Annotated in this window: 12 protein-coding genes and 2 pseudogenes; 12 read left to right on the top strand and 2 right to left on the bottom strand. The window is 66.1% G+C overall.

Translation table 11 applies throughout. The annotated features are described in order from the left end of the window. Positions 1-328 (bottom strand): annotated as a pseudogene (locus tag NW75_RS08355) (2-hydroxyacid dehydrogenase); the annotation flags it as partial. A gap of 59 nt (positions 329-387) precedes the next feature. Here NW75_RS08355 and ruvB point away from each other — a divergent pair. From ruvB to ftsH, 8 genes and pseudogenes are all read left to right on the top strand, one after another. After that, positions 388-1,410, top strand: a complete 1,023-nt coding sequence (gene ruvB / locus NW75_RS08350; RefSeq protein WP_033964683.1) for a Holliday junction branch migration DNA helicase RuvB — start codon at positions 388-390, stop codon at positions 1,408-1,410. Positions 1,411-1,514: 104 nt separating this feature from the next. Then, positions 1,515-3,784: pseudogene (gene ptsP, locus NW75_RS08345) on the top strand (phosphoenolpyruvate--protein phosphotransferase). Between the two features lie 109 nt (positions 3,785-3,893). Further along, positions 3,894-4,448 carry a helix-turn-helix domain-containing protein gene (locus NW75_RS26155; protein ID WP_231565056.1) on the top strand — a complete coding sequence of 185 codons (555 nt, stop codon included), beginning with the start codon at positions 3,894-3,896 and terminating at the stop codon, positions 4,446-4,448. After that, a complete protein-coding gene (locus NW75_RS26150) occupies positions 4,439-4,939 on the top strand; it encodes a DUF4115 domain-containing protein (protein WP_231565055.1) in 501 nt (166 codons plus the stop codon). Before NW75_RS26155 ends, NW75_RS26150 begins: the two co-directional genes overlap by 10 nt. After that, a complete protein-coding gene (locus NW75_RS08335) occupies positions 4,924-5,925 on the top strand; it encodes a tetratricopeptide repeat protein (RefSeq protein WP_033964682.1) in 1,002 nt (333 codons plus the stop codon). The genes NW75_RS26150 and NW75_RS08335 overlap by 16 nt, the downstream gene beginning before the upstream one ends. Before the next feature lies 1 nt (position 5,926). After that, complete coding sequence (locus NW75_RS27295; protein WP_269430299.1) at positions 5,927-6,340, top strand: ATP-binding protein; 414 nt, start codon at positions 5,927-5,929, stop codon at positions 6,338-6,340. Next, on the top strand, positions 6,256-6,957 hold the full coding sequence (locus NW75_RS08330; RefSeq protein WP_269430300.1) for a tRNA lysidine(34) synthetase: 702 nt from the start codon (positions 6,256-6,258) through the stop codon (positions 6,955-6,957). Before NW75_RS27295 ends, NW75_RS08330 begins: the two co-directional genes overlap by 85 nt. 81 nt (positions 6,958-7,038) lie before the next feature. After that, entirely contained in the window at positions 7,039-9,003 is a 1,965-nt protein-coding gene (ftsH, locus tag NW75_RS08325; protein WP_033964681.1) for an ATP-dependent zinc metalloprotease FtsH, read from the top strand. Between the two features lie 100 nt (positions 9,004-9,103). On the opposite strand, the gene NW75_RS08320 is transcribed toward ftsH, so the two are convergent. Next, positions 9,104-10,165: a DUF3667 domain-containing protein gene (locus NW75_RS08320; RefSeq protein WP_033964680.1), complete on the bottom strand. Its 1,062-nt coding sequence runs from the start codon at positions 10,163-10,165 to the stop codon at positions 9,104-9,106. 77 nt (positions 10,166-10,242) lie between these two features. Between NW75_RS08320 and NW75_RS08315 the strand changes: the two genes are divergently transcribed. The 4 genes from NW75_RS08315 (at position 10,243) to NW75_RS08300 (ending at position 13,126) form a co-directional block, all read left to right on the top strand. Next, positions 10,243-11,511 (top strand): glutamate-5-semialdehyde dehydrogenase, encoded by a 1,269-nt coding sequence (locus NW75_RS08315; RefSeq protein WP_033964679.1) that lies wholly within the window; start codon positions 10,243-10,245, stop codon positions 11,509-11,511. Next, positions 11,475-12,140, top strand: coding sequence for a nicotinate-nucleotide adenylyltransferase (locus NW75_RS08310; protein ID WP_052192313.1), 666 nt, complete (start codon positions 11,475-11,477; stop codon positions 12,138-12,140). The genes NW75_RS08315 and NW75_RS08310 overlap by 37 nt, the downstream gene beginning before the upstream one ends. 8 nt (positions 12,141-12,148) lie before the next feature. Continuing rightward, on the top strand, positions 12,149-12,550 hold the full coding sequence (rsfS, locus tag NW75_RS08305) for a ribosome silencing factor (protein ID WP_033964677.1): 402 nt from the start codon (positions 12,149-12,151) through the stop codon (positions 12,548-12,550). Between the two features lie 153 nt (positions 12,551-12,703). Then, positions 12,704-13,126 carry a 23S rRNA (pseudouridine(1915)-N(3))-methyltransferase RlmH gene (locus NW75_RS08300; protein WP_033964676.1) on the top strand — a complete coding sequence of 141 codons (423 nt, stop codon included), beginning with the start codon at positions 12,704-12,706 and terminating at the stop codon, positions 13,124-13,126. The last annotated feature ends 153 nt before the right edge of the window (positions 13,127-13,279 follow it).

Genomic DNA, 13,279 nt, shown 5'->3' with positions numbered 1-13,279 from the left:
CGGCCACCCGGCGCTCGACCGCCAGCCACAGGGCGATGGCGAGGTCGCGACATCCTCGGTCAGCACGTCGGGCGTGGTGGTCACGCGCACGCCGCGCGCTTGCTGCCGCCAGATCGATGCGATCATGCCCGACACCGTGGATCGCGACGATTTCGAGCGCGGGCAGCCGGTCGAGCAGGGCCGCATCGAGCCGTGTCATCCCGCCACCGACGATCGCGCGCGTGCTCGGCGGTGGGGCATGGCGGTGCAGGGTGAAGCGCTCTTCCAGGGCTGCGATCAGGCTGGGCGCAAGCGACGAGGCGACGAACAGCTCGGGCAGGACAGTCATGCCGGTATCCTAGCGCCTGTGCCTTGCCGCGCCCAGCCCCGGCACGCTATCGCCGCGTCATGACCGACGATCGCCTCCTCACCCCCGCCCGCACCGCCGAGGACGTCGACGCCGCGCTGCGTCCGAAGTCGCTCGACGATTTCGTCGGGCAGAAGGCTGCGCGCGAGAATCTGCGGATCTTCATTACGGCTGCGCGGGCGCGGGGCGATGCGCTCGACCATGTGCTGTTCTTCGGGCCCCCCGGCCTTGGCAAGACGACGCTGGCGCAGATCGTCGCGCGCGAAATGGGCGTTGGCTTCCGCGCCACCTCGGGGCCGGTGATCGCCAAATCGGGTGATCTCGCCGCCCTGCTCACCAATCTCGAAGATGGCGACGTGCTCTTCATCGACGAGATCCACCGGCTGCAACCGGCGGTCGAGGAAGTGCTGTATCCCGCAATGGAGGACCGCGCGCTCGATCTGATGATCGGCGAGGGGCCAAGCGCGCGCAGCGTGCGGATCGATTTGCCGCGCTTCACGCTGATCGGCGCAACCACGCGGCAGGGTTTGCTGACGACCCCCTTGCGCGATCGCTTCGGCATTCCGGTGCGGCTGTCTTTCTATACGGTCGAGGAATTGACCAGCGTGGTCACGCGCGCGGCGGGGCTGCTCGGCCTCGCCATCTCGCCCGATGGCGCGACCGAGGTGGCGCGGCGTTCGCGCGGCACGCCGCGCATCGCCGGGCGGTTGCTGCGGCGGGTGCGCGATTTCGCGCATGCGGCAGGGCACGATCTGGTCGATGCGCGCGCCGCAGATGCCGCGCTCAATCGGTTGGAAGTCGACCGGCTCGGGCTCGACGCGATGGATCGGCGCTATCTGATGATGATCGCCGACATTTATCGCGGTGGCCCGGTCGGCGTGGAGACGCTTGCGGCGGGCTTAAGCGAACCGCGCGACACGGTCGAGGAAGTGATCGAGCCGTATCTCATCCAGCTCGGCCTGATCGCGCGCACCGCGCGCGGGCGTTGCCTCAATGCGGGCGGGTGGAAGCATCTTGGCCTGACCCCGCCCGAAGGCGCGCAGGAAAGCTTGTTCGACGTGTAAAACTCCCCTCCCGCAAGCGGGAAGGGAATAAGAAAGAGCCCCCCAAACAAATCTTGTGCGTCGCACGATAGCCAAGCCCTGCACCAATCTGTTAGCCGGGTACCATGCCAAGCGCCGCCGCCTCCGCCCGCGAAATCCTCCGTCGTCTGCATGACGTGATGGCCTCGCGCACGCCTGCGCAGGCCAAGCTCAATGCGGTGGTCAACATCGTTGGCGAGGCGATGGCGAGCGAGGTCTGCTCGATCTATCTGCTGCGCGAGGGCGTACTCGAACTTTACGCCACGCGCGGGCTGGCGCAGGAGGCGGTGCACGTCACCAAGCTGGCCTTGGGCGAAGGTCTGGTCGGCACGATCGCGCAGACGGTCGAAATGCTCAACCTCGACGAAGCGGCGAGCCATCCCGACTTCGTCCACAATCCCGAAACCGGCGAGGAAAAGTTCCGCAGCTTTGCAGGCGTGCCGATCATCCGGCGTGAACGCGCAGTCGGCGTGCTGTCGGTCCAGCATGTCGATCCGCGCAAATATGACGAGGTCGAGATCGAGGCCTTGCAGACCGTGGCGATGGTGCTGAGCGAACTCATCGCCAATGCCGAACTGGTCGATGCCAGCGGTGCCGCGACGATGCGCCCGCAATCGACCGCCGCAATGCGCATTGCCGGGCTGAAGCTCGTCGATGGCATGGCGAGCGGCTATGCCGTGTTCCACCAGCCGCGCGTCCATGTCGAACATATCGTCGCCGAGGATACCGAGGCCGAGCGCCACCGCGTCTATGCCGCGTTCGACAAGATGCGCGAGCAGATCGAGCGGATCGCCGCACAAGCCGAATTCGCGTCGGCGGCGAGCATGAAGAGGTGCTCGAGACCTATAAGATGTTCGCCTATGACGAAGGCTGGGCGCGGCGCATCAACGAAGCGATCGATTCCGGGCTGACCGCAGAAGCGGCCATCGAGCGCGTGCAGCAACGCACGCGGATGCGGATGCGCCAGATCGACGATCCGTTGCTGGCCGATCGGATGCACGATCTTGAGGATCTGTCGAACCGGCTGTTGCGGATCGTGTCGGGCCAGATGGGCACCGCCGCGCAAATGGGCTTGCGGCAGGATACGATTCTGATCGCGCGCAACTTGGGGCCCGCCGAATTGCTCGAATATGATCGGCGGCGGCTGAAGGGCGTGCTGCTCGAAGAAGGGTCGCTCACCGCGCACGTCACCATTGTCGCGCGGGCAATGGGGGTACCGGTGCTTGGCCGCGTGCGCGACGTGCGGCGTTTGGTGGGCGAGGGCGATTTGCTGCTGCTCGATGTCACCGCAGGCAACGTCTTTGCGCGGCCATCGGCGGCGATGGAGGAAGCGTTCCAGACCGCGCTGGAATTGCGCCAGAAACGCCGTGCGGTGTTCGCTGCACTGAAGAGCGAGGCCCCGGTCACCAAGGACGGCCACCGGTTGACGGTGATGGTCAATGCCGGGCTGCGCGACGATGTTTCGGCGCTCGATGTGACCGGTGCCGACGGCATCGGCCTGTTCCGCACCGAATTCCAGTTTCTCGTCTCCGCCACCTTGCCCTCGCGCGAGCGCCAGCAGCGTTTGTACCGCGATGTGCTCGACGCAGCGGGCGATCGGCCCGTGGTGTTCCGCACGGTCGACATCGGCGGCGACAAGGCGCTGCCCTATCTCAACAAGGAAGATGCCGACGAAGAAAATCCGGCGATGGGCTGGCGCGCGATCCGGCTCGCACTCGAACGCGGCGGGCTGATGAAGGTGCAGGCGCGCGCGCTGCTGGAGGCGGCGGCCGGGCGCACGCTCAACGTGATGTTCCCGATGGTCAGCGAGCCGTGGGAGTTTGACGAAGCGCGTGCACTGTTCGAAGCGCAGCGCGACTGGCTGGGCGCGCGCGGCAAGAAGCTGCCGACCGACATCCGCTATGGCGCGATGCTTGAAGTGCCGGCGCTTGCCGAGCAGCTTGACGTGCTGCTGCCCAATATTGCCTTCCTGTCGGTCGGCACCAATGACCTGACGCAATTTCTCTTCGCCGCCGATCGCGCCAATCCCAAGCTCGCCGAACGTTATGACTGGTTGAGCGCCGCGATCTTGCGCTTTCTGCTCAAGCTGGTCGAACCGACGCGGGCGGCGGGCGTGCAGTTGACGGTGTGCGGCGAAATGGGCGGGCGTCCGTTGGAAGCGATGGCGCTGATCGGGCTCGGCATCGATCGTCTGTCGATCACGCCGGCGGCGGTCGGGCCGATCAAGGCGATGGTGCGCTCGCTCGATCGGGCGGCATTGACGGCGCATATGGCAGCGCTGCTCAAGGCACCTCCGCGCGATATGCGCGGCGCGCTTTCGGCTTGGGCGACCGAAAACGGCGTTGAACTGGCGTGATCGGGCGATGGAGGATGCGACAGGCCGTTGACTTGTCTGCCCCCCTTTGTGAGACACGATCGCAGGGCAGGACAAAGATTGGGCCGCACCCATCCTGCCGGAGAGACGCATGACCGATCCGTTACCGTCCGAAGAGGCAACGCTGTTCCCCAAGACTGCCGGGGAAAAGCTGCGCGAGGCGCGTGAGGCGCAGGGCTTGTCCCTCGCCGAGATCGCTGCGCGGACTCGCGTACCGGTGCGCCAGCTCGAAGCGATCGAACTCGGCAATTACGCGACCTTGCCGTCGATCACCTATTCGGTGGGTTTCGCCAAAGCCTATGCCCGTGCGGTCGGGATCGACGAAGTCGCGATCGCGCGCGAGGTGCGCGGTGCCAGCGATCAGCCCAATGCGGTCCGGCGAACCGAATATGAGGCCTATCAGATCGACGAGCCGTCGCGCGTGCCGACGCGCGGTCTGGCGATGGTGACGCTGCTGGTGGCGATCATACTGCTGGTTGGGGTCGGGGTGTTTTACGGGACCAACCTGTTTCGCGGCGAGGAGAGCGTGGCCACGACGCCCGCTGCCGAGCCAACCGCACCGGTCGCGGACGCGCCGACGGCTGCACCCACGCCTGCCGCGCCGACGGGTGCCGTGGTGTTGACCGCGACGACGAGGTGTGGCTGAAAGTCTATGACAAGGCCGGAAAGACCTTGTTCATCGGCACAATGAAGGCCGGGGACACCTATGCGGTGCCCGGCGATGCTGTCGGCCCGATGATCAATGTCGGGCGTCCCGACAAATTGCAGGTGACGGTGGGCGGAACGCAGGTCGCGCCGCTTGGTGACGGCAAGGTTGCGATCAAGGACGTGCCGATCGACGCGGCGACGCTCGGGGCACGCGGGGCAGCACAGCCTAATCCGGCCGTTGCCGCACCCCCGACGCCCGCCGCCCCCGACGCGTGCGGCATCGCGGAGCACGGCAAGCCCCGCCGCGCATCGCGATCGTGCGGGTTCGGCCTCGGTCGAACCGCCGCTCAACATCGCCGCTCCCGTCGCCCCGGAGCCGACCGGGCCCACGCCGGGCGCGACGCCGAAACCATGATCGTCTGCGCAATGGCGAGGTTCGTTGCGCGATTTCTATTTACACCGGGGGGTGTCGAATGCGCACTTATCTGATCTCTGCACTGGTCGTGGCTGGAACTGCCCTGGCCCCCCAGCCAGCATTTGCCCAGCGCACGACCGGCGCTGCAATTGAGGGGCGGGTGGACCGGCTCGAAGGCGAGATGCGCGCGGTGCAGCGCAAGGTGTTTCCGGGCGGAAGCGGGCAATATGTCCAGCCCGAGAACCAGCCGACCAACCCGGACACGATCCTGTCGGGCTCGCCCACCAGCCCGGTCGCGGACCTGACCGCGCGCGTCGATTCGCTGGAAACGCAGTTGCGCGGCATGACCGCGCAAATCGAAACCAATCAGCATCGCCTGCAACTGGTCGAGGGGCGATTGAAGACGCTCGAAGCGAATGCAGCGGCTGCGGCAGCGGCGGCCGCAGCCGCAGCAGAGCCCGCACCGATCCAGTCGCCCGGTGCCGATGATCGCCCCACTCCGGTACGCCCCGTAGCGGACCGGCCCTCCGACAAGCCGACGGCGGCCAAGCCGGCCCCGACCAAGGGCGGCGTGACCCCGCCGCCGGTCGTGCGCACGGTTGTTGCGAAGGACCCCGAACGTGGGGCGAAGCTCGCCGCGATCGATCGGCCGGACACTGGGGACGCTGCCGAAGACACCTATCTCTACGGCTATCGGCTGTGGGCGGCGAAGCTCTACCCCGAGGCCGAGGCGCAGTTCACCATCGTCACCACCAAATTCCCGACCCACAAGCGCGCGAGCTATGCGCAGAATCTGCTGGGCCGGTCGTATCTGGAAGATGGCAAGCCGTCGCTTGCCAGCCTTGCCTTTTACGACAATTACAAGAAATGGCCCGATGGCGACCGCGCGCCCGAAAGCCTTTATTATCTGGCCCAGGCACTGGTGAAACTCGACAAGCCCGCCGCCCAAGTGTGCAAGGTCTATACCGAGCTTACGCGGACCTACGGTGCCAAGGTCGATGCCGACCCAAAGATGAAGGCAGGCGTCGCCAAGGGCCGCGCCGCCGCCAATTGTTCGTGAGATGAGCGCGCTCGACCGTGCGGCGGTCGAGCGGTTCGGCGGTGATCTTGCGCATGTGCTGGGGGGTGCCGTCCCGCCCGATGCGCCGATCGCGCTGGCGGTGTCGGGCGGGCCCGACAGCATGGCGATGCTCGCGCTCGCGGCTGCGGCGTTTCCGGGGCAAGTTCACGCGGCCACGGTCGATCACCGCTTGCGCGCCGCCGCTGCCGCCGAGGCGCGGATGGTCGCCGCCTGGTGTGCCAACGCCGGGGTGCCACACACCACACTCGTGGTGGCAGAGCCGATTGGACCCGGGTCGGTGCAGGCGCGCGCCGGGCTGTACGTTATGAGCTGCTGCTGCGCTGGGCGGCCGAGATCGGCGCGAGCTGCCTTGCTACCGCGCATCATGCCGACGATCAGGCCGAAACCTTCCTGATGCGCGCCGCACGCGGGTCGGGTGTGGCAGGGCTGGCGGGCATCCGCGCACGACAGCGGCGCGAAGTGGTTGCTCCCGGCCGATGCGGCGGGGTCGATTTGGTCCGCCCGCTCCTCGGATGGCGCGTGGCGGAATTGCGGGCTTTGGTGGTCGCAGCGGCGATGCCCTTCGTCGATGACCCCAGCAATGCAGATCCGCATTATGACCGCACGCGTTTTCGCGCGCTGCTCCGCGACACGCCATGGCTTGATCCTGCGCAGCTTGCACGGTCGGCTGGCTACGTCGCCGAGGCCGATGCGACGCTGCGCGAGATCGAGGCGTGGCTGTGGACGACGCGAAAGGTCACGCCCGAAGGGGTTGACGATCCAGACTTGCAAAGCTGGCTCGACCTGACCGATCTTCCGCGCGAGGTGCAACGCCGGATGTGCCGCTCCGCAATCCATTCGGTGCGCGCGGTGAACGGCATTGTCCGCCCGTCCTTCGACGACTCGACCAATATCGAACCGCTGCTAGACGCACTTGCGGCGGGCAAGACCGCGACCCAGGCCGGAATCATGGTGTCGGTGCGGGGAAAAGTGTGGCGTTTCGCCCCGCAACCGCCGCGTCGCTCACTCTGATCGGCGAATTTGCTTGGCGCATTCCATTGCCATTAATCCTCATGCGCCTATCTTGAGAGATCGAGAAAGGTACGTTTCCGCATGAACGACAACGACAAGCAGCCCGGCTCCAACACTGGCGGGCCCAACCCGTGGATGAAGTCGCTGCTCATCTGGGTTGGCATCCTCGTCGCGCTGGCGTTGTTCGTCACGCTGATCGGCAATCGCGAGCCTGGCCCCGCAGCGGCGCAGATCCCCTATTCGGCGTTCCTCGACAAGGTCGAGAGCGGTGCGGTCCATGACGTCAATATCGCGGGCGAGGTTGTTACCGGAACGTACAACGACACCACCAAATTCCGCACCTTCGCGCCGCAGGACCCGCGCCTGACCGATCGCCTGCGCGAAAAGGGCGTCGTGATCAGCGCCAAGCCCGAAGAGGGCGCGCCGATCTGGCAGATCCTGCTGGTCAATTCGCTGCCGTTCTTCCTGTTCCTCGGCCTTGGCTATTTCGTGCTGCGCCAGATGCAGAAGAACACCGGCTCGGGCGCGATGGGCTTCGGCAAGAGCCGCGCCAAGATGCTGACCCAGAAGGAAGGCCGCGTGACCTTCGATGATGTCGCCGGTATCGACGAAGCGCGCGAGGAGTTGCAGGAGATTGTCGAGTTCCTCAAGGACCCGACCAAGTTTGCCCGCCTCGGCGGCAAGATTCCTAAGGGCGCGTTGCTGGTCGGCTCGCCGGGCACCGGCAAGACGCTGCTCGCCCGCGCGATTGCGGGTGAGGCGGGCGTGCCGTTCTTCACCATTTCGGGGTCCGATTTCGTCGAGATGTTCGTCGGCGTCGGTGCCAGCCGCGTGCGCGACATGTTCGAACAGGCCAAGAAGTCGGCCCCCTGCATCGTCTTCATCGACGAAATCGACGCGGTCGGCCGCCATCGTGGTGCCGGCCTCGGCAATGGCAATGACGAACGCGAACAGACGCTCAACCAGTTGCTGGTCGAGATGGACGGGTTCGAGGCGAATGAAGGCATCATCATCATCGCCGCCACCAACCGGCCGGATGTGCTCGATCCAGCCTTGCTGCGTCCGGGCCGGTTCGATCGCCAGGTCGTCGTGCCCCGGCCCGACATTGAAGGCCGCGTAAAGATCCTCGAAGTGCATATGAAGAAGGTGCCGCTGGCACCCGACGTCGATGCGCGCGTCATCGCCCGCGGTACGCCCGGCTTCTCGGGTGCCGATCTCGCCAATCTCGTCAACGAAGCTGCTCTGCTGGCTGCGCGGAAAGGCAAGCGGCTGGTCGCGATGAGCGAGTTCGAAGAAGCCAAGGACAAGGTCATGATGGGGGCCGAACGGCGCTCGATGGTGATGACCGACGAAGAAAAGCGCATGACCGCCTATCATGAGGCCGGCCATGCGATCGTCTCGATCCACGAAGCAGCGTCCGACCCGATCCACAAGGCCACGATCATCCCGCGCGGTCGCGCATTGGGCATGGTGATGCGCCTGCCGGAACGCGATTCGTACAGCTATCACCGCGACAAGATGTACGCCAACCTCGCCGTTTCGATGGGCGGGCGCGTCGCCGAGGAAGTGATCTTCGGTTATGACAAGGTGTCGTCGGGTGCTTCGTCGGACATTCAATATGCCACCGGCCTGGCGCGCGACATGGTCACCAAATGGGGCATGTCCGACAAGGTTGGCCCGGTCGAATATGCCCAGCCCGAAGGCGAATCCTTCCTTGGCTATTCGAATTCGCAGCCGGTGCGCATGTCCAACCAGACCGCGCAATTGATCGACGACGAGATCAAGGCGATCGTCCAGGGCGGTCTCGACCGTGCCAAGCATCTGCTGACCGAGCATATCGACCAGCTTCACCTGCTGGCAGGGGCCTTGCTCGAATATGAGACGCTGTCGGGCGATGAGATCCTGAAGCTCGTCGCCGAGGGCAGCATCAGTCGCGACGACGGCCCCAAATCGCCATCGGTGCCGGGGGCTGGCACGTCTATCCCCAAGACGCGGAAGCCCAAGGGCGGCAGCGGCTTCGGCAATCCGGCACCTGCCGGAGCCTGATGCCAGGCACCAAGAGGCAAGAAAAGGCTGCGTCCGAAGCATCGGGCGCGGCCTTTTTTTATGGGATAAGCCGCAGCCGAAATCCGCTGCCGCCAAGCGGCTATTCCATCAGCCCCATAACGAGCAGCATCGCGGCAAAGGCGAGCAACGCGACCCAGGCAAAGATCAGAAGGGCGACAGTGCGCCACAGCGCCGACCGCTTGCGCAGCCCATAAGCGCCGCGCAATTGTGCGAACATGTGGACGGGGGGAATGATCAGCGCCGCCCGCTCGATCAGCCACGACGATACGCCTGCGGTCGATAGCAGCGTCAGCGTCACCACCAGCATCATCATGAAGGCGATCGAATAGGTCACGAAGATCGCATGGTCGTACATCTGGAAGCGTCGCCGCCACAGAAACAGCAACGCCACGAACGGCGTTGAGATCGGGATCAGCGCCCAGCTATATTTGTACGCGCTCGACTGCAGTTTGTAGAGTACCAGTCCCGGGTTCTCCCTCGCCTTGGCCAGCCCCTTGTCGAGCGCGTGCCAACTGGTGTGAACGTCGTCGAAGCTAAGCGGGATGTCCTGCATTGCCTTGCCCGACATCACATTGCGCGCTGCGGTGAGCGAGGTCATATCGTCCTTCAACTCAGCGATTTTTTCCGCGGCACCGGGCGCATTGGGCGTTGCTTGCAGCTCGGCGAGCCGCGCCGTGTTCTTGGCGATATTGGCATCGATGTTCTGCACCGCCCTGGTGCGCGCCTCGGGCGGCATGCCGATGCCGAGTTCCCCCGCGATCGCGTGGATCGTCGCGAACATCAGGAACACCGAAAACAGGAACAACGCCAGCGGCGAGACGAAGCGTGCGCGCTCACCCGCGATATAGCGTCGCGTCAGTGCACCGGGGTGGAATGCCAGCATCGGCAAGGTGCGCCAGATCTTGCCTTCAAAGTGGAACACGCCGTGCAGCAGATCATGGCCGATCGAGTGCAGTGAACGGTGGACATGCCCGGCCTGGCCGCAGGCATGGCAAAAGTCGCCGTGCAGCGACGTTCCGCAATTCAGGCAAAGCCCATGCTCATGTGCGCGATGGACGATTTCGCCAGCATGCGGTTCGGCCACACGGCCGACCAGCATGCCCGTTGCGATATCGCCCGCTGCCCCGATTTCCCCCGACATGCGCGGAGCATAGCAGCGGCTTTTGCGAATGCGATAGCTTTTGCGGGGGCGGCCTTGCTCGTGATAGCGACGGTTTCATGAACGATGCCACGATTCTGCTCGCCGACATGACCAACCGCGCTCGCGCCGCTGCCCGCACGCTGGCGACGCTGCCGACAGCGACCAAGGCGGCTGCGTTGCGTGCGGCCGCGCAGGCGCTGCGCGATGCCGCGCCGCAGATCCTGTCCGCCAACGCCACCGATATGGCCAAGGCGACGGAAGCCGGTCTGTCGAACGCGATGCTCGACCGGTTGAAGCTCGATAGCGGGCGCGTGGCGGCGATGGCGGACGGCGTTGCCGCCGTTGCGGGACTGGCAGATCCGGTCGGCGCGATCATCGACGAGAGCGAGCGCCCCAACGGCCTGCGCCTGCGCCGCGTCCGCGTGCCGATCGGCGTGATCGGCATTATCTATGAAAGCCGCCCCAATGTGACCGCCGATGCCGCCGCGCTCGCGGTGATGGCGGGCAATGCTGTGATTCTGCGCGGGGGCTCGGAGGCGATCGAGAGCAACCGCGCGATCCACGCCGCGCTCGTGTCGGGCCTGGTGGCCGAAGGCATCCCCGCCGATGCCGCGCAACTGGTGCCCACCACCGACCGGGCCGCCGTCGGCGCGATGCTGGCGGCCGACGGATCGGCGGGCGCAGGCGCGATCGACCTGATCGTACCGCGCGGCGGCAAGGGGCTGGTAGCGCGCGTCCAAGCCGAGGCGCGTGTGCCCGTGCTCGCGCATCTCGACGGCATCAACCACATCTATGTCGATGCCTCGGCCGATCCGGCGATGGCCCGGTCGATCGTGGTCGATGCCAAGATGCGGCGCACCGGCGTGTGCGGTGCGATGGAGACGTTGCTGATCGATCGCGCTTATCCCGATCCGGTGGGGCTGGTCTCCGCTTTGCGCGATGCTGGCTGCGAGGTGCGCGGCGGCCCCGGCCTGCGCGCGCTGGTGCCCGATCTGGTGTCCGCGACCGATGCCGACTGGGACACCGAATATCTCGAGGCGATTGCCTCGGCGGGGCTGGTCGACGGCCTCGACGGTGCATTGCGTTTCATCGCGCGCCACAGCTCGCACCACACCGACGCGATCGTCGCGAATGACGAACGCGTCGCGACGCGCTTCCTCGCCGAAGTCGACAGTGCGATCGTGCTGTGGAACGCCTCGACGCAATTTGCCGATGGCGGCGAATTCGGGCTCGGTGCCGAAATCGGCATCGCCACCGGGCGCTTGCACGCGCGCGGCCCAGTGGCGCTCGAGGGCCTGACGACCTACAAATGGGTCGGCTATGGCACCGGGCAGGTGCGCGGTTGAAGACGGCGACACGGACGCGCATCGGCATTCTCGGCGGTTCGTTCAATCCAGCGCATGCGGGGCACCGCGCGATCAGCCTGGCGGCGCTGGAGGCGCTCGCGCTTGATGAAGTGTGGTGGCTGGTGTCGCCCGGCAATCCGTTGAAGGAGAAGAGCGGGGACATGGCACCGTTCGCGGCGCGCTTCGCCTCGGCGGCGCGCGTGGCGCGGCATGCGCCGATCCGGGTGAGTGCGATCGAGCAGCGTCTCGGCACCCGCTACACCGTCGATACGGTCACCAAATTGCGGCGACTCTTCCCCAAGAAGCAGTTCATCTGGCTGATGGGATCGGACAATCTCGTGCAGTTCGACCAGTGGAAAGGGTGGCGCCGGATCGCGCGTGAGGTTCCGATTGCGGTTATCGCGCGTCCGGGGTATGAACATGCTGCTCTCGCGGCTCCCGCGATGGGCTGGTTGCGGCGCGCACGTCGGCCCGCACACCAGGCGAAGAACTGGACGCAGTGGAGATTGCCGGCACTCGTGCTGTTGCGCTTCCGCCCCGACCCGCACTCCGCGACGCAGCTTCGTGCTGCCGACCCCGCCTGGCAGCGGCATTTCCTGCCAGATGAACCGTCCCCACCTTCTGCATAGGAATCGTCTTGGCCTCATCTTCTCCTGTTTATCGCGCGTCCGAACCCGATGAGGTCGAGGCGCTGCATCGGCTCGTGCTCGCGTCGCTCGACGACGATCAGGCGGTCGACACCATCTCGATCCCGCTCGCGGGCAAATCGAGCATCGCGGATTACATGGTCATCGCCAGTGGGCGTTCGACCCGCCAGGTCGCGTCGATGGCGCAGAAGCTCGCCGAAAAGATCAAGGGCGAGCTTGGCCGCCAGACCCGCATCGAAGGTCTGCCGACCGCGGATTGGGTGCTGCTCGATGCCGGGGACGTGATCGTGCATCTGTTCCGTCCCGAAGTGCGCACCTTCTACAATCTGGAACGGATGTGGGCGTTTGGCGATGCGCCGACGCCGCCGGTCGCCCCGGCGATTGCGGATTGATCGCACGATCTTCTGCCTCCCCGGCGAAGGCCGGGGCCCAGTCGTGAGCGGTGAGATGGTGCGCGCAGCGCTTACGAGCAGCGGTCTCTGCGATTGGGCCCCGGCCTTCGCCGGGGCAGGCGTGGGCTAAGACCTCTCGCAACGGAGTCAACAATGCTGCTCCACATCGTTGCCCGTGGTCGGATCGGGCGCGGGCCGGAGGCCGAATTGGTCGAGCGCTATGTCAAGCGGCTGGCCTGGCCGTTCAAGATGACCGAATTGCCCGATACCGGCGGCAAGATGCCTGCGGTCGAGCCGGGCACGCGCGTGGTGATGCTCGACGAGACCGGGCAGGTGCTGCCCTCGCGCGATCTTGCGGCGACGTTGGAGAAGTGGCGCGATGGCGGCGTGCGTGAGGCGCGCTTTCTGATCGGGGCGGCGGATGGCTTTGACGATGCGCAGCGCGCCGAGGCCGATGTGTTGCTGAGCTTCGGGCGGGCGACCTGGCCGCACTTGTTGGCGCGCGCGATGCTGGCGGAGCAATTGTACCGCGCGACCAGCATTCTCGCCAACCATCCCTATCACCGCGAGGGGTAAGATGCGCGGGCGGGGCTTTTTGATCGGGGCGCTGGCGCTGGCGGGTGCAAGTGTAGCACCGGCGCAGGATACCGCCGACCAGCGTCAGCGACTGGCCGAGGCCAAGGCGCAATCGGCTGCCGCTGCCGCGCGTTCGGCCGGGCTGGAACGCGC

Source organism: Sphingomonas sp. Ant H11, assembly GCF_000797515.1.
Lineage (GTDB): Bacteria > Pseudomonadota > Alphaproteobacteria > Sphingomonadales > Sphingomonadaceae > Sphingomonas.
Note: the sequence above shows the minus strand (reverse complement) of the source record. Positions and strands in the feature narration are given on the sequence as shown.

Excerpts from the sequence above, each read along its gene's own strand:
- NW75_RS26155 (WP_231565056.1), top strand. The coding sequence starts at position 3,894 with ATGACCGATCCGTTACCGTCCGAAGAGGCAACGCTGTTCCCCAAGACT.
- ftsH (WP_033964681.1), top strand. The coding sequence starts at position 7,039 with ATGAACGACAACGACAAGCAGCCCGGCTCCAACACTGGCGGGCCCAAC.
- NW75_RS27295 (WP_269430299.1), top strand. The coding sequence starts at position 5,927 with ATGAGCGCGCTCGACCGTGCGGCGGTCGAGCGGTTCGGCGGTGATCTT.
- NW75_RS08335 (WP_033964682.1), top strand. The coding sequence starts at position 4,924 with ATGCGCACTTATCTGATCTCTGCACTGGTCGTGGCTGGAACTGCCCTG.
- NW75_RS08310 (WP_052192313.1), top strand. The coding sequence starts at position 11,475 with ATGGGTCGGCTATGGCACCGGGCAGGTGCGCGGTTGAAGACGGCGACA.
- NW75_RS08315 (WP_033964679.1), top strand. The coding sequence starts at position 10,243 with ATGAACGATGCCACGATTCTGCTCGCCGACATGACCAACCGCGCTCGC.
- NW75_RS08320 (WP_033964680.1), bottom strand. The coding sequence starts at position 10,165 with ATGTCGGGGGAAATCGGGGCAGCGGGCGATATCGCAACGGGCATGCTG.
- NW75_RS08300 (WP_033964676.1), top strand. The coding sequence starts at position 12,704 with ATGCTGCTCCACATCGTTGCCCGTGGTCGGATCGGGCGCGGGCCGGAG.
- ruvB (WP_033964683.1), top strand. The coding sequence starts at position 388 with ATGACCGACGATCGCCTCCTCACCCCCGCCCGCACCGCCGAGGACGTC.